The following is a 21,535-nucleotide window of genomic DNA, read 5'->3' on the forward strand; positions in this document are numbered from 1 at the left end:
GATATCATTACTTTTAATTGTTTCTGTGTATTCATTTATGCCTACATGTTTAGCGCAAAATGTGCATAAGTCAGATAGCTTAATAGCAATACTCAAAAGCAAGAATTTATCAAAAAAGGAACAAGCTGTTTTATTAGAAGCGATATCATTTTACCATCCTCAACTGGATAGCGCACTCTACTATGCAAAAAAATCTTTAAAATTTTCTCTTGAAATTGACGATAGGGTTTTAGTTGCTGAGGCGTATGAAGTTATAGGAACTATTGAGCAGCAATTGGGAAATAATAGTCAATCTTTAGAAGCTACTTTCAAGGCCCTAGAAATATATGAACATCTAGATTTGAAAGAGCGTCAAGCAAAAGTGAATAGTCAAATAGCTATCCACTATACTGAAGGTAAAGAATACATGCTAGCCATTGATTATCTAGAGAAGGCTTATCTCATATATCAAAAGTCGAATAAAAGAGTAAACGAAGCACTTGCTCTAGTAAATCTTGGTGAAATATATAGATTATCGGGTGATTTAGATAAGGCTCAAAGCGCTTTTTTAAAATCACTAGAACTCGATAAAGAGCTCAATAACGACATAATTTTAGGTTATAGCTTAGGCAATTTAGGTATGATTTATGCCGCTAAAGATGATTATGAAAATGCTAAAGAACATCTTACCAAAGCTATAACGATATTAAGCCAATTAAACGACAATTATTCGGTGTCTGTTTATCTTTCAGAATTAGCATTGCTTTATAAAAAAGAATCCGATTATAAAAAGGCTGAAAGTAAATTGCTAGAAGCCTACAACATGGCTGAAAATGCTGGTTTAAAAGAGCAAATTAGAGATTTTAGTGCTATGCTTGTTGCTTTATATGAAGAACAAAACAACTTTCAAAAAGCATTAGCTTTTCAAAAAGTATATCAAATCTATCAAGATAGTCTTGTAAATAAAACTAACATTAAAAAAATTGAGCAGTTAAAAGCAAGTTATGAAATAGATAAGCGAGAGTCTGAAATCGAAAGAATAAATGTGATAAGTAGTAACAGAAAAAATATCTCTATAGGTTTAGCAATAGGTATTGTTCTGTTTGCACTTTTAGCTTTTTTACTCTACAAAGCGTATAAGAAAATAGGATTTGCTAATATTGATTTGTCAGAACAAAAAAAGGAAATTTCTGTAAAAGAGCAAGAAAAAGCATTATTGCTAAAAGAGTTGAATCACAGAGTGAAAAACAATTTACAAATGGTTACCAGCTTACTCAACTTACAAAGCAATTCAATAACTGATGATTCAGCAAAGGAAGTGATTACGTCTGGTAAAAACAGAGTGGAGGCTTTATCTCTTGTACATAAAAAATTATATCAGGAAGGCATAGAAACTAGAGTAGAAGTTAAACCTTATGTAGAAGAATTAGTTTTAAATCTTATACATGGATATGCGGCAGACGTGACACCAGATTTTATAATCGAACCTTTAAGTATTAATGTTGATAAAGCAATCCCTTTAGCTTTAATAATAAATGAATTGGTTACTAACACGATTAAACATGCTTATACAAATACAAGTAAGCCAAAATTAAAAATTATTATTCAACAAGAAGAAGGCTATTTAAATTTGGAAGTGATTGATAATGGTATCGGGTTTAATCAAGAGGATAGAGAGAAAACAGATTCATTAGGCTTAAAATTGATTTCATCCTTAATAAAACAGCTTGACGGAACTTACAAAACCGTTATTAAAAACGGAACCCATTGGGTTATAAACTTAAATATCAAATGAAACAGCTCACTTCTAAAATTAAAATACTAATTGTTGAAGATGAGATAATTTTAGCTCAAGACGTCGCACTAAGACTTAGTAATTCTAATTATGAAGTTGTTGGTATTGCTGAAAGCGCAGAACAAGCCATAAAGATTTTAAAAGAAATTCCCATTGTAGATATAATATTATTGGATATTATGATTAAAGGCAATATGGATGGTATTGACCTAGCAAAGTTGGTTAACAACACATTTAATATTCCATTTATTTTTCTCACTTCACATGCTAATACGAGTATTGTGGAAAGAGCAAAACAAGTAAATCCTTATGCTTATCTTTTAAAACCTTTTAATGATAGACAAATTGCTATCGCAATAGAATTGGCTTTGGTAAATTTTTCAAAACAAACTCCTGAACAGGATTTATTAAAAACACAGGAGTTCTCAAAAGATGATAATGCAGTCTTAAAAATTAAAGACAGTTTGTTTTTGAAAAAAAATCATCGGTTTGAGAGGGTTCTGCTAAATGAGATTCAATTTTTAGAAGCAGATAGTAATTACACAACAATTCATACAAAACGGGATAAGTTTCTCTATTCTATGGTTTTAAAAAAACTGGAGATGAAGCTCCCACAAGACAGATTTCTCAGAGTCCATAGAAGTTTCATTATCAATATTCAAGCTGTTCAAGGATTTGAAGGAAACACACTCTATATTAAAGATCAAAAAATACCAGTTAGTAAATCTAATCACAGTCAAGTTTTTAATTTGTTCAAAACGATATAAGCATCAAGTAAAATATCAAAAGTTCAACAGAAATGTTGGACTTTTTTCATGCCTCAAATTCATTAGCTTTTTTATGCTCACATATTGTAATCCTTTCGATGTAGTGGTATAAACTTTATAAAGCTATTAATTATGAAACGAATTTTATTTTTTACACTGTGTTTTGCATTCTCAGTTATAACGCTTAATGCACAAAACTATGACCAGGTTGTATTTACAGGAGAAGGTGATGGCTATTCTTGGGAAGATCCCGAAAATTGGCGTAGAGGTGCTGATCCTTTATATCCAGGTGTTCCCGAACCTTATGATGATATCTTAATTGAGTTCGCCTATGTTTACTTTAACGGGTTAGGAGGAGTACCATTAAACCAAGAATATGGAACTTTAGAACTTCGCTATGGAGCTCAATTATCTACTCAAGGCGACTTCTACCTTCTAGGAGATTTTATTGTAGATACTTCCAGTAGTTTAGAGGTAATTGTTAGAGATGTAGATGAATTATATACCATTACCTGCGAAGGAAACTATTTTTTTAATGGAAGTATACAGTTGGCTTTTTCTGGTTATGTGCCTCAAATTGGCCAAAGTTTTCAAGTTATTAATGGATTTCAAGGCTCTTGTGCCACAGCTCAATCTTCAATTAGCTATGGTGATGGTTTTGAAGTCACTTTAGGCGCGCAATGCGAGTTTGAAGGCTTGAGCTATGTGGTTACAGATCTTGCTTATACCACAGCTTATGCTTGGGATGGTGAAGGAGGCGATGGTTATTGGCATACTGCAGCAAATTGGAATCACAATGAGATTCCACCTCCAGGCTCAACAGTAATAATCAATTTGCCAGGTGCAGGAGGTTATGCTATAACAGATGGAGCTGGAGTTACAGAAGCACACACCATATACATAGGGCAAAACAATACGCTTGAAGTTAATGGTGATTTATTGATACAGAAGTATATTTATCTATCAAAAGAAGGAACCTTTACTTGGAAAGGTGGTAAACTGTATAGCCCAGACGAGAATGAACAATCTGGAATGATAGCATATGGACATATTAATCTGGATGGGCCTGGACTAATGGAGCTAGACACCAATTTTAATATCTGGAATTATTTTGAAGATATTAATCACAATGGTGGCGATTTAAACATAAACAATGGTGTCTTAAGAATGTTTAACTTTAATAGTTATAATATTAATGCTGATAATATTACGATTGGTTATAATAGTGGAGACCTTCATGAATTCACTATTTCTGTTGTTAGTGAACTAAGAAAAACAACTGGAACAGGAACGTCTTCAATTAACCTATCAACCTTTATAAATTATGGTGAAATTATTGCTGAATCTGGGACATTAGCATTTAATGAAGACTTAACCACAGGAGAATATCAAGAATATATTAATGGAACACTCGTAGAATATATTGGGACTTATAGTGGTAGTGGTAGTTTTCAATTTCCCGCAGGATATGTTTTAGAAGGCGAAGTGTCTCCTGGAAGTTCTCCTGGAATATTAACCGTTATGGGAGACTTAGCGACTTCTGATGACACCACTTACACTATCGAAATTGATGGGCCAAATGTAGGTATTGAGTATGACAGATTAGTGGTTCAAAATAATGCGGACATAAGCGGAAACATTAATGTTGTTTTAGGCTATTTGCCACCTAATGATGCTATTTTTGAAATCATTTCGGCTGCGTCTCTTAATTCCAATAATTTACCAGAAACCATTGCAGCTGAATATGGAGGTAATTTTGTGATTTTCACTTTAGAAGTAAAAGATGATGCCATTTATTTACTTGGTCCTGGTGCAACATTAGGAATCAATAATCTTGATACAGCTGAAAGTTTACAAATATATCCAAATCCAGTTCAGAATGTTTTAAATATCAAAAGCAATGAGATTCTTAATTCCGAATGGAATTTAGTGAACCATTTAGGGCAAATAGTTCACAATGGAAGTTTTAATGCTATGGTAACAACGATTGATACTAGTCATTTAGAATCAGGTATGTATTTTTTGAATATTAATTTCAATGATTTTAATCAAACGATTACTAAGAAAATTATAGTATCTAAATAAAATTTCAAATTTTTAAATAGTAAAAGCCATTATTGAAAAATAATGGCTTTTTTATGCTTACATTTTATTATAACAACGATGATTAAGTAACAAACGAACCATTGCTATTAATTTGTAGGGAATTATTTAAAATTAGGGTTTGTTATTATTGTGTATTAAGAGTTTTCATGTTTTTGGAAACTCTTTTTTTATGCGATTCCTTTTCTTCAAGAAAACAATCAGTAGTATTAAAGCCAAAGTAGCAATACCAAACCAAAATAAAAAATTTGAAGAGCCACTAAGCTCAATTGGTGACGTATCTCCAATTAAAACTAGACCAGCCCAATATTGAGGCGACAAAGTTCTTCCTTCAGCGATTGCTATATAATCTAGTTTCGCTTTTTGTAGCGCTTCATCTTTGGGGAACCCTTTTTTAAGGTAATTGTAAAAGCTTTCAATAATTTCAGCACTGGTTTGTTCATCGATCTTCCATAAACTGGTTAGCATACTTTCACTTCCAGCATAATTAAATGCATGCGCTAATGAAATCATACCTTCTCCAGCTTGATAGCTTGGTTTACCTGTTTCACAAGCGGTAAGAATTGCTAAGTTTGATGATAGATTGGTGTTATATATTTCGTAAACATAAAGATAATTGTCATCAGTATTTATTGAATCTATTGACTTTGCAAACACTAATCGCGATAGCTCTGGTGAAATGTTATTAGATTCGGCATGTGTGCCAATGTGGATTATTTTGTGCTCTTTGGCATTAGCCTTAAAAATGTGTTCTGTTGAGTTTTCGTTTAAAAAAGATGTGCCTTCAAATAATCGAGTAGAGAATTTTGCTAAGTCTTTTGTGAAGGGTTGAGGTAACAAGGTAAGATAGGCTTTGTCTAAATTCAATGAGTCTTTGATAGATAAGCGATATTCAGATTTCATTTGATCGCTGAATTCTGGTACGAAAGCTACAAAATTCTCTTTATATCCAATAGCACGACTGCCTTTATCAATTAAAAAAAGACTGTAATTATATGAAATTGTATATTGTGAAAGTAAACTGTGAGTCGCTAATTGCTTAGTGTTGGAAATATTTTTATTAGTAAGCATCTCAAAATTGAGATTGAATAAGTCTCTATCTGGAATGATAACAACTTTGTTCGTCTTAATCTCTTGCTCAAAAGGACTCCATAATTGTTGGTATAACTCATGCGAAAGACTCAAACTATTTTGAAACATAGAATTTTCGTCTTGTAAATTTGAAATTTTAGAGTTTAATCCTTCTGTATTGAGCTTGAAAAGTTTGATGCCGCTTTTTGAAATTAGATTTGCATATAATGCTTCATCTGTATAAAGATATCGAACTATAGTTGTGTTCTCTGGAACTTTGCTTTCAATGTCTTTTAACGATTTTGAGATTGAAGCAAATCGTAGGGTGTAATATTTCGGATACTTATTTTTTAAAAATTCTAAATGAGTTTTCCATTGCGAATTGGCTTTTATATAAGCCTCTAAGTTGTCGCTCTTTCCTAAAGATTCTTGAATTGCCTTTTTAATTATTTTTTCTTGCTCTAAAATTCCATCAGGAACATTGGCATAAGTCATAGACGTTCTTGAGTTTAATTGCGCTCTAATCTTATTATACAAAATAGATTCATGCATGCTTATGACCTCAATAAGATAAGCGTTGTCTTTGGTTGTTTCATATAAATCTAAAGCAAGCTGTTTTGCAAACTCAAAAAGGTCTGAATTTCTTTCAATTAAAAGAGATATACTCGTATCATCTCCGAGGTATGTTTTTTGTTTTTCTACAATATAAATGGCTTCTTTCAATATCTTAAATTGCATTTTTAAATCAGCAATAGCATTGTTTTTTCCGTTTAGTTTGTATTCAGAGCGTGATTTAAGTAAAAGCGTCTGTGGTTTGTATAAAATGATTTTTGTAGAATCTAAAGGATTGGTTTGCGTGGGAAGCATTTTTTTGAGCAATACTTCAGTAGCTTCGGCTTTACCTAACGCAGCCTTATAATTCCCTAATTCATAATATAATTCACCTAAATTTAATGCTTGTTGTATTTCAAAGGAAGTAGTTGAGCCTTGATTTTCCTTGATATATTCATAGGCTTTATGTGCCATTTTCAAGGCTTTTTCTTCATCACTGTTTTTGGCGTAAAAATGGCTTGCATTAATAATGAAATCTAAATAAATATTATCATATGAACCTTGAAGTGCAGCTTTGTATAACGTCTCGGCATTGTCATAATGTTGTTTGGCAAGACCAATTTCTCCTAATTCCTCATAGAGTCTAGCTTTGTATGAATGCCCATCAGCTGCCCAAAAATTATTTCCTCCTTCTGTTCTCTCTATATGTGATATGCCATCATCTAAAAAGGTTTGAGCTTGATTATAATTTTTTAATTCTAAATGGATTTGTCCCAGTAGGATTTTTGCTTTGTATAATTCTGGACTTTCAGAATCAAAATGTTTTTTCTTCGCTTCATATGAATACGCTAACAACTCTTTAGCTTTATCAAAATTGCCTATATCTTTATAAATTCCTGCATAATTTTCTATAGACATAAAAAGGAACTCCTTTGCGCTTTCCTTTTTAGAATCGGCAACATCAGAAGCTATAAATTGATTCAGACTATTAACGGTTGATTTTATAGCGTCCAAAGCTTTATCTAAATTGCCTTGAGTAGAGTATATAGCCGACATATTATTATTGAGTATAGCTGGTCTGTAATATGAATTCATGGGATTGGGCTCCATCAATTTCAAGGTCTTTTCAGATTTTTGATAAAAATATAGCGCACTGTCAATTTTAGATTCATACCACATAGATCCACCCATTGTACTGTAAAGCACATAAAGATTTGTTTTATTTGTTTCTGGATAAGACTCGTAGTGTTTAAGTGCTCTGATGCCATGTTTAATGGAATTTGCTACCTCACCTTTTCTGGTTAAGAGCACACAAAGATTGTTTTCAATTAGCCCAAAATGTTCTGGAGTAGCCTCATTCCAGCTTTTAGTTATTTCGAGAGCATCTAAATTTGACTCATAGGCTTTTTGTGTCTCTCCTACAAGTTCATAATATGTAGCCAGTTCAAGTTTAACTTGTCGTAATACCTTAGCCGAATCTGTTACTGCCGTTATTGATTCTGCATAGTCGAGTACAGATGCATTAGCTCTTTTTTTGTTATAAAGCTGAAGATTAATTTTACCTGTATAATAGATGTAATCGGTTAGAAGGTAATAGTCTTTTTTAGCTTTAAAGGTGTCAATACTTTCTTGTAAATAGTTCTGAGCTTCAGCAAAATTCTCTTCACTAATAAGTTTGTCGAGTTGTTTTAAACTTTCAGAATTGGCATACTGAGCAAAGGAAAATGTTGAGTATATAAGACAACTCAATATGATGATTTTCAGAGATATATTCTTCATGGTTTTCCTCATTTGAGTTATTAAAAAACTGTTTTTGATGCATTGTTTTTTCTCACCAATAAAACAATAATGAGAATTAAAATAAGACCTGCTATCCAGTAGATAACAGAATTTGAAGAGCTTTTCAAATCAATAGGAGATGTGTCGCCAATCAAAACTAAGCCAGCCCAATATTGAGGCGCTAAAGTTCTACCTTCTGCAGTTGCAATATACTCGAGCTTTGCTTTTTGTAAAGCACTATCTTTAGGCAGCCCTTCTGAAATATTATCGTAAAATAATTTGATAATTTTGGAGCTGGACTGTTCGTCTATTTTCCAGAGGCTTGTTAACATACTTTCGCTTCCTGCATAATTGAATGCGTGTGCTAATGAAATCATACCTTCACCTGCTTGAAAGGTTGGTTTTCCGGTTTCACAAGCAGTCAAAATAGCCAGATTAGACGCTAGATTCTGATTGTAAATTTCATAAGTGTAAAGCGAATTATCTTCCGAAGAGAGCGTATCATTTACATTTTTAGCGAAAATAAGTCGCGATAATTCTGGAGAGATATTATTTGACTCGGCATGCGTTCCAATATGAATAATTTTATGTTCTTTGGCTTGTTTTGTAAATACTTGCTTTGAAGCATTTTCATTAGCAAAAGAAGTCCCATTAAATACCTTAGACGATGCTTGCGCTAATTTTTTTATAAAGGGTTGCGGCAATAAGGTCAAGTAGGTTTTATCTACATACAACGAATCTGTAATGATCGTTTTATATTTTGATTTCATGGTATCACTAAACTCTGGTGTGAAGGCAATAAAATTATCCTCAAAAAATTTTGGAGTTTTATTCTTGTCAATTAAAAGTAAACTATAATTATAGGATATGATATGCTTATGCAGTAAACTGTGTTTTGCAAGAGATTTAAAAGAATTTATTTGAAGAGGCGTTAATACCTCAAAACTCAGGTTAAAAAGATTTCCATCAGGAATAATTACCACATGAGTATTCGTTATTTTATCAGAAAACGGTTGCCACAATATGGTGTATAGCTTATAATTTGACTCAAGACGCTTTTCATCAAAGTCATTAAATTCAGACTCTCTCAATAACGCTTGATCTAAAGCTTCGACATCTATTTTGTGAACGGTAATTGATTCTTTTTCAAGAACAAAGGCGTATAGTTCATGATTAATGTAGACGTATCTAACAATTGTGGTGGCATCAGGAAGTCTTGATGACAGCTTATTCAAAGATTTTGATATTGAAGCATATTTTAAATCGTAATATTTAGGGTAATCATGTTTTAAAGTTTGTAGAAAATCAATCCAATTTGAATTGGCTTTAAAAAAATTTTCCAAATTACCATCTGCAGCAAATGCAGAGTTTATATCGCTTTTAAGTTGTTTTTCTTGCTCTAAAATGGAAGCAGGTATAGTTTCTGATGAAAAATTTGAAGTTACATTTAATTGATTTCTGATGCTATTATAAAGCTTCGATTCGTGATGGCTTAAGACATCTTTTAAATAGGTTGGATTTTGTGTTGCTTCATACAGCATTAAGGCAATTTGCTTGGAAAATTCAAAAATGTCATCATGATTATGTAGCATTATTGAAACGTTTTCTTCTTCGGTGAAAAGCGTTTTTTGCTCTTCCAAAATAGATAAGGCTTCCTTTAGGTTTTTATATTGATGTTTTAAAACGTTAACATCTCTGTTTTGGGTTAACTGTAATTCTATTTTTGATTTCAGAAGTAATGCTTCAGGTTTTTTAAATCGTATTGTAAGGGCGTTAATTGAGTCTGTTTTTGACGAATAAGAGTCTTCCAGTAATTTTAATGCTGTATTGATTTTTTTTGATGCTTCACCATAGTTTTTAGATTCATAATGAATATTAGCAAGATTGACCAATTGGTAATATTCAGCTAAAGTGGTTTCTCCTTGATTTACAACGACGTAGTTATATGCTTTGGTTGCCATTGCAATGGCTTTATCTGTATACCCATGTTTTGAATAAAAATTAGAATAGCTTAGAATGGCATTTAAATAAGATTCATCATAACTTTCACCAAAGATGTTATCATAGTGATCTTTGCTTTTTTCATAAAAAACTCTGGTAGAGTCAATTTGATTATAATAATCTGTTATAACACCTTTATAGAAATACGCATCAGCAATACCTAATTCATCCTGTTGTTTATGTCTAGTGTATATTGCCAAGCTTTTATTAAAATACATTTGGGCTTTTTGATATTCCTTTAATTTAATGTGTATTTTGCCTAGTTCTAAACATGTGTATGCAATTTCAGTATCATCAGCAGGTAAAAATTTAAGTTTTTCCTTGTGAACATATTCTAGTAACTCGCGCGCTTTAACGTAATTACCTTGTTTACTTAAATCATCTGCATAATTTTCAATGGTCATGAATAGAAATAACCGAGCTTCCTCTTTAAAAAAATCGTTTCCTTTTTCTTTACTATGTATGAATTGTGTATAGTTTCTTATCGCTTTCTCATTGTATTGTAATGCCTCAGAAGACTTGCCTAGCAACGAATACACGGAACTTATATTAGATTGTGTTTTGGCCTTATGGTAAAACTTGTTCATTGGCGTGGGTTCAAGCTCGTCAATAATTTTCTCACCTTCTTTGAAATAATACAACGCACTATCTATTTTGAAACTGTCCCACATTCTTCCACCTAATGAATTATAGGCATCTAAAACTTTTGTTTTATCAGAATCGGGATAAGACAAATAATAGTCTATTGATTTTTTACTGTGCCAGATGGCTTTTTTAATGTCTCCTAAACGTCGATAGTCAATACTTAGATTATGATGAATTAATCCAAATAAATCTCCTGTTGCATCAGGAATTTTTTTTGTGATTTCAAGTGCTAAAAAGTTTTCTTCTGATGCGCTTTTGTAGTCTCTTAAAAACACATAAAACCTTGACATAACAAGATGTTTTTGTCTCAAAATTGGTAATGAATCTGTGGCTTCGGCTATACTATTTGCAAAATCCTTAGTTTTTTTAATAGCTAAGGCTTTTCCATCTAACTTCAAACTTACTTTTCCTACGTAGTAAATATGATTTGTTAATCCCAGAAAATCTTTTTCTTCTTTTAAAATGCTAATCCTTGAAGTTAATACAGAATCTGCTTTTTTAAAGTTTTGTTGTGCTATTAGTGAATCTAAAAGTGTGGTATCATCAAATAATTTATCCTGAGAATGACCAGAAAGATTAAATCCTAAGAGCATGCCTAAAAGCACAGAAAGTCTAGCGCAATTGAATAATTGTGTCATAAACATTTGATATTTATGAGGTTTAATCCTCTAACTCAGATATAAGGGCTTGACTATGTTCTACAGAACTCTTTTTGAAATATGTTTTAGCTAACTCAGCATCACCTTCCTTTAAATATGATAAGCCTAAATAATAATAAGCATCATCAATTAAAGAAAAATTGTCATTTTGGACTGATTTTTCTAAAAACTCAATCGCGACATTTTCATTTTTATTTGCCAAATGCGCAACACCTAAAAAGTAATTTAATGTGTCATTATTTGGTGTATTAGCGCTTAAACGCTGCCATTTTTTAATTGCAGTTTTATAATCGCCTTGCTTATAGTTTACCATAGCGTCGTAAAATTCAAAATTTGTACTGTTACTCATGGTTGTTGGTAATCCAGGATCTGGAGTAAAATATTTTGAGTACAATCTTTCATTTGGATTTTGATTGAAAAACCAAAAACTTCCTAACGCCATAATTATGGCAGCTGCAGCGACCAATTTTCTAAACTGTAGATAACGAACTTTGGCTGAACCTTTATTAGAGGATTGCTTTTTTATGTCTTTATGAAATTCATCAAGCTGCTCTTTAAGAGATTGCTCTTCAATGCCAGTTAGAAGTGTTTTAATATCGTTTACCTGTGTTCTAAATTCAGAATCAGTATCGAGTTTGGCTGTAAATGTTTTCAGTTCGGCATCAGCCATAGTGCCATTGATATAACGTTCGACGGCTTCGAGTTGTTCTTGTGATATGTTGCTATTAGTATTCAATTTTTTAAGATTTTGAGGATAATACAATGTTTCGGAGTTTTTCCATACATCTGTATTTCTTGTTGCGTACTGAAGCTTCTTCAAGTTGTAATTCTGAAGCAATAACTCTCAGTGACTTTTTTTCATAATAAAAATTTGTTAGTAATTGTTTGCATGGTTGCCCTAGGTTTTTAAAGGCGTTCATCGTTGTGTTTAAATCACTTTCATTAGTATCTATTTCGTCATCAACGGGTTTTTCTTTTAATTTAGCTAATGTTTCGTCAGTTAATCCGTTAGTTTTTTTAAACGTACGTGAACGTAAGGTGTCCATCCATTTATTTTTTGCTATTTGATATAAATAGCCTTGTAAAGCTGTTTCATTTTTAGGTTCGAATTTATTCGCTTTTAAGTTTTTCCAAACCGCAATAAAACTGTCTTGATACAAATCCTTTGCATGATCAATTGAGCCACTGTTTTTAAGAACTAAGGCTTCAATTTTGTGATAATTACTCATATAAAACTGTTTTAAAGCAATTTGATCGTTTGCTTTAATAGCTTCTATAAGTTGTAATTGAGTGTTGGTTTTATGGGCTTCCCTCATGTTAATAGCTAAACAAGAGAAAGATACAACTATTTCAAATTTCAACAAATACTATACTATTAAATCAATTTTTTAACGATTAAACGTTTTATTGACATCGAAAACATTACTAATTGTCATCACTGTGTTCTAATTGTTCCCAATTAATGCCATTCGTGGCATTGTCAACATTAGGATTCCAATTGGTATTATTGGTGCCAAAGTATTCGTTATTGCTATTCATCCAAACGGTATTATAATAGCCATCAACTTGATACTGGTTACCATTTTGGTCATTTAAATTACTGCGCTCCCAAATAGCATCGACAGATTTTGCATGTCCAGCATCTGTCATTGCATTTCGTCTTTTCCAGCTTTCATGATTACTATCACTTATAGAGCTATATGTTTTTCCGGTATTAATTAGCGACTGTCCTTGAGCACGAATAGCAGCCATACGCTGTTGGTGATTAGCATTGCTTTGTTGAGATTTTTGAGCGTAAAATTGATTGTTTTTTTGAATCCAATTCGGATTCACCTGTAAATTTAATAATGCATTGATATAATCTTTTTTAGCTTCTTCGTAAACAGCTTTTGGAGCTTCCATTCCATTAAACACATAACCCCAATTCATGCCACCAGCAGTTGGGTAAGAGGTTGAGAAATAACGTATAACTCCTAAAACTTTAATACCATTTTGATCTTCCCATTCCGTAACGATACATTCAAATGTTTTGTTTTCTGGTATAGATTTGAAAAGTGCGTTATCCAATTGTTTATCTGCTTGTGCGAGTTGGGAAAGAGGAAACTGATCTAATAACTTTAGTCCTTTAGATTCAAAAAATGGCTTCAAATCTTCATTGATCACCCGAGTAATGTCTTTAGGTGCTTTGACTTGATTTCCGTTTTGCTGATAAAAATAATTGAGTTCCTGATTATTGGAATAAAAAAAGCTGTTATAACGTTCGCCATATACTTTTACTCCATTTTCAGCTTCAAAGAGAATGTTGTCTTTTGAATTATTCAATATGTTCCAAGAATTGGGAATTGGCATTACGCCGAATAACATACCAAATTGCTCGTTTTTTATTTTATAAAGTTTAAGCTGTTTTGAAGATTTATTGCGGTCTTCAGATTTAGATTCTGAAGCATTATCTAGACCGATTTCAAAGTTGTTTCCAGTCTCCGTAGTTGAATTTGAATACAAGCTGGCATCTTTTTGATCATTGCAAGAGAAAAAGAATACAATTGAAATAAGAATTAAATGATGAGTTTTCATAATACCAATAGATTAAATTAGCGGTTCTATTGGTACATCTTGAATGTTTTAAAATGTCATCACTTTTTAGGTGACTTTTTCTGAAGAGCTGTATTTTTTTTCCAGTTGAAAAATCATTTCTTTAGTCATTTGTTCCAGATTGTAGTTGTGTTTCCAATTCCAGTCTAATCTGGCTTGAGTATCATCTATAGATTTAGGCCAGCTGTCTGCAATTTTTTGTCGGAAATCAGGGTTGTAGCCAATTTTAAAATCTGGAATATGCTTTTTAATTGAAGCAGCGATTTGTTTCGGTGTAAAACTGATGGCAGCCAGGTTATAAGCTGATCTAATTTTTATAGCTTCGGAAGGTGCTTTCATAATTTGAAGTGTAGCCTCAATAGCATCTTCCATAAACATCATTGGAAGTTCGGTGTTTTCAGATAAAAAGCAATCATATCTTTTATCGGTTATTGCTTTGTGATAAATTTCAACAGCATAGTCTGTGGTTCCTCCTCCAGGCATAGTTTTCCAGCTTATGATTCCAGGATATCGGATGCTTCTCACATCGACACCATATTGTTTATGATAATAGTCGCACCAACGTTCTCCAACTTGTTTGGTAATGCCGTAAACAGTAGTCGGTTCCATAGTGGTATGCTGAGGTGTTTGAACCGAAGGCGTTGTTGGTCCGAAAACCGCAATACTCGAAGGCCAGAACACTTTTTTAATCACACCTTCTTTAGCTAGATTTAAAACATGAAATAAGGAATTCATGTTTAAATCCCATGCCATCATTGGATGCTTTTCACCCGTTGCGCTTAGCATTGCAGCCATTAAATAAACCGTATCAATATGGTGTTTTTCGATGCAATTTTTTATAGCATTGAAATCTTTTGCGTCAAGAATTTCGAAAGGACCTGAATTGACAACATGCGTATTTGAATAATTAATATCACTTGCAACAACATTATCCTTACCATTTATTTCACGAAGTTTTTGGGTCAATTCTGAACCAATCTGACCAGCAGCACCAATGATTAATACTTTTGACATATATTTTACATACTTATTAATGTGAACCAAAAATACTAAGAATAAAAAGGACAAAAAACTATAATGCTCAAAATTAACAACACTTTATTTTTTGTTAAAATCGAAGGTTATAATCATTAAAGTACATTCGCTTTAAGTATATTTACATTCAAATTAAGGTATTTGTTTATGCGTCTTTATTTAATATTTCTTTGTTTTATAGGTGTGAGTCTTGTTGGTTGTAAAACAGATACACAAGAACCCGAAATAGAAATAACTCAAGAAGATAAGTCATCTAAAACCATCACAAAAAAAGAGATTGAAAGTCTCAAGTATAACGATTACGGATTGAGTAATGATGCAAAAAAGGCCGTAAACGATTGGCAAAAATATCAGGAGCTAAACACCCAAATAGAGTATTTAAAAAAAGCAGATTTGTCATTCCTAAAGAGCGATATCTCTTTAATTACCACTTTTATCAATGACTTTAGTGCCGAAATTCCCAAAGCTATCAATACCAACGAAATCAATTCCAGAATAACAGCCTTGCAAACCAAGTTACTTAAATTAAATAGCCTATTACTGCTCGATAATATTTCAAAAGATGAACAATTTGAAGGCTTAAAAGAAGTTTTTATAGCCTTCTCTAATCTTAATCTTCAAATCAATAAAAAGCTTGAGTTTGAGAAGAATAATATTTCTAAACCAGATTAATTCTTAAACAAATAAATGTTATTAATCTTAATGTTTTGTTAATATGTAACAAATGCTGCTTTCAGGCTTCTAATTAATAACTAATTTTAAATCAAATTAACACACAAAACACATTATGAAAACTAATATCAAGAGTATTTTGATAGTTTCTGTATTGGCAGTATTTGCATTTATAGGATGTAAAGAAGAACCAAAAGAAGGAACAGCAATGGTTGAGACTATTCCTGGAATTAATCTCGACAACATGGACACCTCTGTGAGTCCAAAAGATGATTTTTACAATTATGTAAATGGTAAATGGGCTAAAAACACTCAAATCCCTGAAGAGGAAACACGTTGGGGTGGCTTTGGTGTATTGAGAAAAGATACTAGAGAGGACGTTTTAGAAATTTTAAAAACTTCCAAAGAATTAGGAAAATACGAAGAAGGAAGTGACCAAAAAAAAGCATTACTTATTTTCGAATCTGAGTTAGATACCATTGCTCGTAATGAAGCTGGTATCACACCATTAAAACCTATTCTAGAAAAAATCAATAGTATTAACAGTCTTTCAGATATGCAAACTATAGAAGCTACAACAATGGGTGTTGCTTCTCCTTTTGCAGGTCTTGGTGCTGGTCCAGATTTAAATGACAGTAGTATGAATACAGCTTGGGTTGGTCCTGGAGGGACAGGATTACAGCGTGATTATTATTTAGATCAAGATGCAAAATCAAAAGAAATAAGAGGGAAATACAAGGCTCATGTGTCAAGAATGCTTCAATTTATTGATTATAGCAAAGAAGATGCAGATGCAGCTGCCGTTAAAATCCTTGAAATGGAAACTGAATTAGTTGAACCAAGACTGGATAAAGTTGCTGCAAGAGATACAAGAAATTACAACAATCCAAGATCGCTTTCTCAATTGCAAGAAATGTGTCCTGCAATCGATTGGTCAAAAATGATTAATGATCTTGGAATTAAAAAAGAAATAGATACAATTCTTGTTGCTCAGCCTAAATATATGGTAGCTTTAAATGATTTTTTAAAGGCCACATCAATAGAAGATATCAAAACGTTGATGACTTGGACAACACTTGATAATGCTGCGGGTTTTTTAACAACGGAAATTGAAAGAGCAAACTGGGAGTTTTATTCAAAAACTTTAGGTGGTGCAAAAAAACAGCGATCTGCTGAAGAACGTGCGCTTGGAACTGTAACAGGTTCAGTTGGAGAAGCAATTGGTAAATTATATGTTGAAGCTAAATTTCCACCTGAAGCTAAAGAAAAAGCTGAAAAAATGATTGCCAATGTAATTTCGGCATTTCAAAACAGAATACAGAATTTAGATTGGATGACTGATGAAACAAAAGCCAAAGCGATTGAGAAATTGGATAAATTTACTGTAAAAATAGCGTATCCTGATGAGTGGGAAGATTATTCAGCCTTAATGGTTAAAGAAGGGAATACCTATGCTGAAAATATGATGGCTGTTGGTAAATGGGCATTTGAGAAAAATTTATCTGAAATAGGTGAGCCTATTGACAAATCAGAGTGGGGAATGCCACCTCAAATGGTAAATGCTTACTTTAATCCAATTAATAACGAAATTGTATTTCCTGCAGCAATTTTGCAACCTCCGTTTTATAATTATACAGCTGATGATGCCGTAAATTACGGTGGAATTGGAGCAGTTATCGGACATGAAATTTCTCATGCCTTTGATGATTCTGGCGCTCGTTTTGACGCTGACGGAAACTTAAAAAACTGGTGGACAGACAAAGACCTGGAAGAATTTACAAAACGAGGTAATGCATTAGCTGAACAATACAGCGCTATTGAAGTTATGGATAGTGTATTCATTAATGGGAAATATACTTTAGGGGAAAATATTGGTGATCTTGGTGGTGTGCTTGGTGCTTATGACGGATTGCAATTGCATTTTAAAGAAAACGGAAGACCAGAAAATATTGATGGTTTTACACCAGAACAACGTTTCTTTATGTCTTGGGCAACAGTTTGGAGAACCTTAACAAGAGATGACGAAATGAGAAGACTTATTAAAACTGATACACATTCTCCAGGAATTGTGAGAGCTACACAACCTTTAAAAAATATTGATGCGTTTTATGAAGCATTTGATATTAAAGAAGGTGATGCCATGTGGTTGGCTCCAGAAGATAGAGTCAGAATTTGGTAATCAAATTAAAATAATTGAAAAAGGCTGTCCCTTAATAAGGACAGCCTTTTCTTTTTAAAGTTAATTATTGTTCTTTCTCTTCTTCTTCGTAATCAGGATATAAAAAATGATTGTAAGGAAAACGGGTCACATGAATTTCTCTTACTTCATCATAGACTCGTTTTTTAAATACATCCAAATTTTTCTTATTCAGTGCAGAAATAAACAAAGCATTATTACCAACTTTATTCATCCATGTTTTTTTCCACTCTTCTAAGGTGTAATGTGCTGAAGTTTTTTCAGTAATTAAATCATCTTCATCTAGCGGTTCTGCTTTATAAACATCAATTTTATTAAACACCATGATAGTGGGTTTGTCTGAACTATCAATCTCTCCAAGAATTTTGTTTACAGAATCTATGTGTTCTTCAAAATTTGGGTGAGAAATATCGACAACATGTAATAGTAAATCTGCTTCCCTAACTTCGTCAAGTGTGCTTTTAAAAGATTCGACTAGTTGCGTTGGAAGTTTTCTGATAAAACCAACAGTATCGGTTAGTAAAAAAGGTAAGTTCTGAATAACCACTTTTCTAACGGTCGTATCAAGCGTTGCAAATAACTTGTTTTCAGCAAAGACATCACTTTTACTAATGACGTTCATTAATGTAGATTTTCCAACATTGGTATAGCCAACGAGTGCGACTCTTACCATTTTACCACGATTACCACGTTGAACTGACATTTGTTTGTCAATGGTTTTTATTTTGGCTTTTAGTAAAGCAATTTTGTCTCTAACAATACGTCTATCTGTTTCAATTTCAGTTTCACCAGGACCACGCATTCCAATACCACCTTTTTGTCGTTCAAGGTGTGTCCACATACCTTTTAATCTTGGTAATAAATATTCACATTGCGCAAGTTCTACCTGAGTTCTGGCATAACTTGTAGTTGCTCTCTGAGCAAAAATATCTAAAATAAGATTGGTGCGGTCAAGCACTTTGCAGCCTAGAATTTTACTGATATTACGTTCTTGAGCTGCAGATAATTCATCGTCAAAAATAGCAGTTCCAACATCATTATCTTTAATGAAATTTTCCACTTCCTCCATTTTACCTGAACCAATAAACGTTTTTGGATTAGGCATATCCATTTTTTGAGTAAAACGCTTCAATACTTCGCCACCTGCAGTATAAGTAAGAAACTCTAACTCATCTAAATATTCTTTAGAACGCTCTTCATCTTGATCTTTAGTAATGACTCCTATGAGTACGGCTTTTTCAAGCTCTATGTCTTTTTTTTCTATCATAAATTAAAATATTCACAAAGTTACATAATTGAAAGTATGTGGATTGTATTTTAAAATTTAAATTTGTCTCGTGGAAAAAGAAAGTAGAATAGAACACCAATATACGATAGCATTTTACAACGTTGAGAACCTTTTTGATATTAAAGATAATGGGTTTACACATGACAATGATTTTTTGCCGCACGCAGCCAAGCGATGGACGAAAAAACGCTATGAAAATAAACTATATAAACTCTCAGATGTTATTTCTAAAATTGGGTTTAATAATCTCAAAAAACCACCTACAATAATAGGAATAGCAGAAGCTGAAAACAAAAAAGTACTTCTAGATCTTATTAATACCGAAAATTTAAAGAATTATAATTATGACATTGTACATTATGATTCTAAAGATGAAAGAGGAATTGACGTCGGTTTTATTTACAACAAAGATGAATTTGAATTAGAGTATTCGAAGCCTTTTTCGATTTATTTAGAAAAAGAGGATGGTATTCAGGATTTTACTAGAGATATATTGTGGGTTTCTGGAAAATTAAATGGTGAGTTCATGCACTGTATAGTCAATCACTGGCCATCTCGTCGTGATGGACAAGAAGAATCATCTCTAAATAGAATAGCTGCATCTCAGAAAGTACTAGAAATCATTGGATTAATTAACGAAAATGAAAGTAATCCGAAAATAATTGTCATGGGTGATTTTAATGATAACCCAAACAATGAAAGTGTAAAAATGCTCACTGAAAAGGGACAATTGTTTAATCCTATGAAAACCTTAGTATCGTATGCACGAGGGACTCAAAATCATAACTTCAGATGGAATGTGTTTGATCAAATATTATTTTCAACAAATTTTTTTGAAACGGATAATTCGAGTTTAAAATTTGAATTCGCAAATATTTTTGATGAAAAATTTCTTACTCAGTATCATGGCAAATTTAAAGGACAACCTTTTAGAACTTATGTGGGAAAAAAGTATAAAGGTGGATTTAGTGATCATTTTCCGGTGTACATACAATTAAGCAAGATGAATTCATAGGCAAAATCTTTTTATCGATAAAAACAGCACTTTATCTATTATAACAATGTTAAGGCTTTCTTAATAGCCATTTTTTTTATCTTCGGTTACTTATTTGCTCCTGTTCTTACAATGTTTAACCTTATTTACTTAGTCTCAATCTTGAGTATCTGAGTCTAATTTGTTTAATACCAATAATTTATATAAAATAATTAATAGTATACATCACATGAAAAAGATTACTTTTCTATTAGCATTTTTTCTCGTTTTTTTTGCGTGGAATTTGAATGCTCAAATTACTTCTTATCCATATTTAGAAGATTTTGAATCTGGAGATGGAGGATGGACAGTTGATGATCCTTCAGCTGGTTCTTGGGAATTAGGAACACCTGCAAACACTATTATAAACAGTGCTGATTCTGGTGCCAATGCTTGGGTAACTAGTCTAACAGGAGCTTATGCTGCCAATGAAGATGCTTCAGTGGTTAGCCCAATATTTGATTTTTCATCCCTAAGTGCGCCTTCAATAGAGTTTAAAATCTGGTGGAATGCAGAGTTTAGCTGGGATGGAATGGTGTTGCAATCGTCAATTGATGATGGGACTTCATGGCAAAATGTTGGTGGTTTAGGTGATCCAAATAACTGGTTTAATGATGGTACTATTGGAGGAAATCCTGGAGGCCAAGCAGTAGGTTGGACAGGAAGAGCTTCTTCAAATAATGGCTCTAATGGTTGGGTTACTGCACGTCATGCTTTAACAGGATTAGCTGGACAAAGTAGTGTGTTACTAAGATTTGCTTTTGCTTCTGATGGTAGCGTTCAAGATGAAGGCGTAGGTTTTGATACAGTAAACATTTTTGAAGTAACTTGTCTAGAACCTTCAGGTATTACTATTAGTAATATAACTGATATAACTGCAGATATTACCTGGACACCTGGAGGAACCGAGACCGATTGGGAAGTTGTAGTTCAGACAGCAGGAACAGGAGCTCCAACGGGTTCGGGATTAGCGACAACAGCTAATAACCCATATAGCGTATCAGGTTTAACAGCGATTACAGATTATGAAGTATATGTAAGATCAGATTGCAACGGAGAATTTAGCCCTTGGGTTGGTCCAATTAATTTTAGAACGTTCAACACACCACCACCAGCACCAGTTGGCGTGACGTGTAGTTCAGGGAGTTCTTCATTTATTTATACGGCAGAATATGATTCAGTAGATGGCTGGTCAGGCGATATAAACGGAGGGGATGGAACATGGGAGATTCCGAATGATTCAGGCTCAGGTGGCACAGGAGCAGATGCGGCTTTTAGTGGAGGAAGTTTTATGAACTATGAGTCTTCAGGAGGGACAACAGCTACAGCCTCAGCAGTAAGTCCTGCTATAGATTTAACGACAGCTG

General features: G+C 32.9%; 14 protein-coding genes. 7 read left to right on the forward strand and 7 right to left on the reverse strand.

Features of this window, described 5'->3' with window-relative positions; all coding sequences use genetic code 11:
• Positions 1-25 precede the first annotated feature (25 nt).
• From TD18_RS15670 to TD18_RS15680, 3 genes are all read left to right on the forward strand, one after another.
• The gene (locus TD18_RS15670; RefSeq protein ID WP_241480688.1) at positions 26-1,774 is read left to right on the forward strand and encodes a sensor histidine kinase; all 1,749 of its coding nucleotides are present in this window, start codon (positions 26-28) and stop codon (positions 1,772-1,774) included.
• The gene (locus tag TD18_RS15675; RefSeq protein WP_040254561.1) at positions 1,771-2,541 is read left to right on the forward strand and encodes a LytR/AlgR family response regulator transcription factor; all 771 of its coding nucleotides are present in this window, start codon (positions 1,771-1,773) and stop codon (positions 2,539-2,541) included. Before TD18_RS15670 ends, TD18_RS15675 begins: the two co-directional genes overlap by 4 nt.
• Positions 2,542-2,673: 132 nt before the next feature.
• Complete coding sequence (locus tag TD18_RS15680; RefSeq protein WP_040254508.1) at positions 2,674-4,626, forward strand: T9SS type A sorting domain-containing protein; 1,953 nt, start codon at positions 2,674-2,676, stop codon at positions 4,624-4,626.
• A 165-nt stretch (positions 4,627-4,791) separates the two neighbouring features.
• On the opposite strand, the gene TD18_RS15685 is transcribed toward TD18_RS15680, so the two are convergent.
• The 6 genes from TD18_RS15685 to TD18_RS15710 all read right to left on the reverse strand — a co-directional run bounded on the left by TD18_RS15685 (position 4,792) and on the right by TD18_RS15710 (position 14,957).
• Positions 4,792-8,046, reverse strand: coding sequence for a CHAT domain-containing protein (locus TD18_RS15685; RefSeq protein ID WP_052461223.1), 3,255 nt, complete (start codon positions 8,044-8,046; stop codon positions 4,792-4,794).
• A 20-nt stretch (positions 8,047-8,066) separates the two neighbouring features.
• Positions 8,067-11,330, reverse strand: coding sequence for a CHAT domain-containing protein (locus tag TD18_RS15690; protein WP_052461224.1), 3,264 nt, complete (start codon positions 11,328-11,330; stop codon positions 8,067-8,069).
• A gap of 22 nt (positions 11,331-11,352) precedes the next feature.
• On the reverse strand, positions 11,353-12,087 hold the full coding sequence (locus TD18_RS15695) for a tetratricopeptide repeat protein (protein ID WP_152611401.1): 735 nt from the start codon (positions 12,085-12,087) through the stop codon (positions 11,353-11,355).
• 4 nt (positions 12,088-12,091) lie between these two features.
• Positions 12,092-12,667, reverse strand: coding sequence for an RNA polymerase sigma factor (locus tag TD18_RS15700; RefSeq protein WP_040254515.1), 576 nt, complete (start codon positions 12,665-12,667; stop codon positions 12,092-12,094).
• 109 nt (positions 12,668-12,776) lie between these two features.
• A complete protein-coding gene (locus TD18_RS15705) occupies positions 12,777-13,925 on the reverse strand; it encodes a hypothetical protein (RefSeq protein ID WP_040254518.1) in 1,149 nt (382 codons plus the stop codon).
• A gap of 66 nt (positions 13,926-13,991) precedes the next feature.
• Entirely contained in the window at positions 13,992-14,957 is a 966-nt protein-coding gene (locus tag TD18_RS15710; RefSeq protein WP_040254519.1) for an NAD-dependent epimerase/dehydratase family protein, read from the reverse strand.
• A 168-nt stretch (positions 14,958-15,125) separates the two neighbouring features.
• Between TD18_RS15710 and TD18_RS15715 the strand changes: the two genes are divergently transcribed.
• Together TD18_RS15715 and TD18_RS15720 are read left to right on the forward strand one after the other, a co-directional pair.
• Positions 15,126-15,650 carry a hypothetical protein gene (locus tag TD18_RS15715; RefSeq protein ID WP_040254521.1) on the forward strand — a complete coding sequence of 175 codons (525 nt, stop codon included), beginning with the start codon at positions 15,126-15,128 and terminating at the stop codon, positions 15,648-15,650.
• 115 nt (positions 15,651-15,765) lie between these two features.
• Positions 15,766-17,829: a M13 family metallopeptidase gene (locus tag TD18_RS15720; protein ID WP_040254524.1), complete on the forward strand. Its 2,064-nt coding sequence runs from the start codon at positions 15,766-15,768 to the stop codon at positions 17,827-17,829.
• A 64-nt stretch (positions 17,830-17,893) separates the two neighbouring features.
• Here the strand turns inward: TD18_RS15720 and hflX are convergent, their stop codons facing one another.
• Positions 17,894-19,114: a GTPase HflX gene (hflX, locus tag TD18_RS15725; RefSeq protein ID WP_040254526.1), complete on the reverse strand. Its 1,221-nt coding sequence runs from the start codon at positions 19,112-19,114 to the stop codon at positions 17,894-17,896.
• Positions 19,115-19,184: 70 nt separating this feature from the next.
• Between hflX and TD18_RS15730 the strand changes: the two genes are divergently transcribed.
• Positions 19,185-20,150, forward strand: a complete 966-nt coding sequence (locus TD18_RS15730) for an endonuclease/exonuclease/phosphatase family protein (protein WP_040254528.1) — start codon at positions 19,185-19,187, stop codon at positions 20,148-20,150.
• A 208-nt stretch (positions 20,151-20,358) separates the two neighbouring features.
• A partial coding sequence (locus TD18_RS15735; RefSeq protein WP_040254530.1) for a fibronectin type III domain-containing protein occupies positions 20,359-21,535 on the forward strand: 1,177 nt, incomplete at its 3' end.

Origin of the sequence: Psychroserpens mesophilus, assembly GCF_000826645.1 — a bacterium.
Lineage (GTDB): Bacteria > Bacteroidota > Bacteroidia > Flavobacteriales > Flavobacteriaceae > Psychroserpens > Psychroserpens mesophilus.

Excerpts from the sequence above, each read along its gene's own strand:
- TD18_RS15675 (WP_040254561.1), top strand. The coding sequence starts at position 1,771 with ATGAAACAGCTCACTTCTAAAATTAAAATACTAATTGTTGAAGATGAG.
- TD18_RS15680 (WP_040254508.1), top strand. The coding sequence starts at position 2,674 with ATGAAACGAATTTTATTTTTTACACTGTGTTTTGCATTCTCAGTTATA.
- TD18_RS15685 (WP_052461223.1), bottom strand. The coding sequence starts at position 8,046 with ATGAAGAATATATCTCTGAAAATCATCATATTGAGTTGTCTTATATAC.
- TD18_RS15690 (WP_052461224.1), bottom strand. The coding sequence starts at position 11,330 with ATGACACAATTATTCAATTGCGCTAGACTTTCTGTGCTTTTAGGCATG.
- TD18_RS15700 (WP_040254515.1), bottom strand. The coding sequence starts at position 12,667 with ATGAGGGAAGCCCATAAAACCAACACTCAATTACAACTTATAGAAGCT.
- TD18_RS15705 (WP_040254518.1), bottom strand. The coding sequence starts at position 13,925 with ATGAAAACTCATCATTTAATTCTTATTTCAATTGTATTCTTTTTCTCT.
- TD18_RS15710 (WP_040254519.1), bottom strand. The coding sequence starts at position 14,957 with ATGTCAAAAGTATTAATCATTGGTGCTGCTGGTCAGATTGGTTCAGAA.
- TD18_RS15715 (WP_040254521.1), top strand. The coding sequence starts at position 15,126 with ATGCGTCTTTATTTAATATTTCTTTGTTTTATAGGTGTGAGTCTTGTT.
- TD18_RS15720 (WP_040254524.1), top strand. The coding sequence starts at position 15,766 with ATGAAAACTAATATCAAGAGTATTTTGATAGTTTCTGTATTGGCAGTA.
- hflX (WP_040254526.1), bottom strand. The coding sequence starts at position 19,114 with ATGATAGAAAAAAAAGACATAGAGCTTGAAAAAGCCGTACTCATAGGA.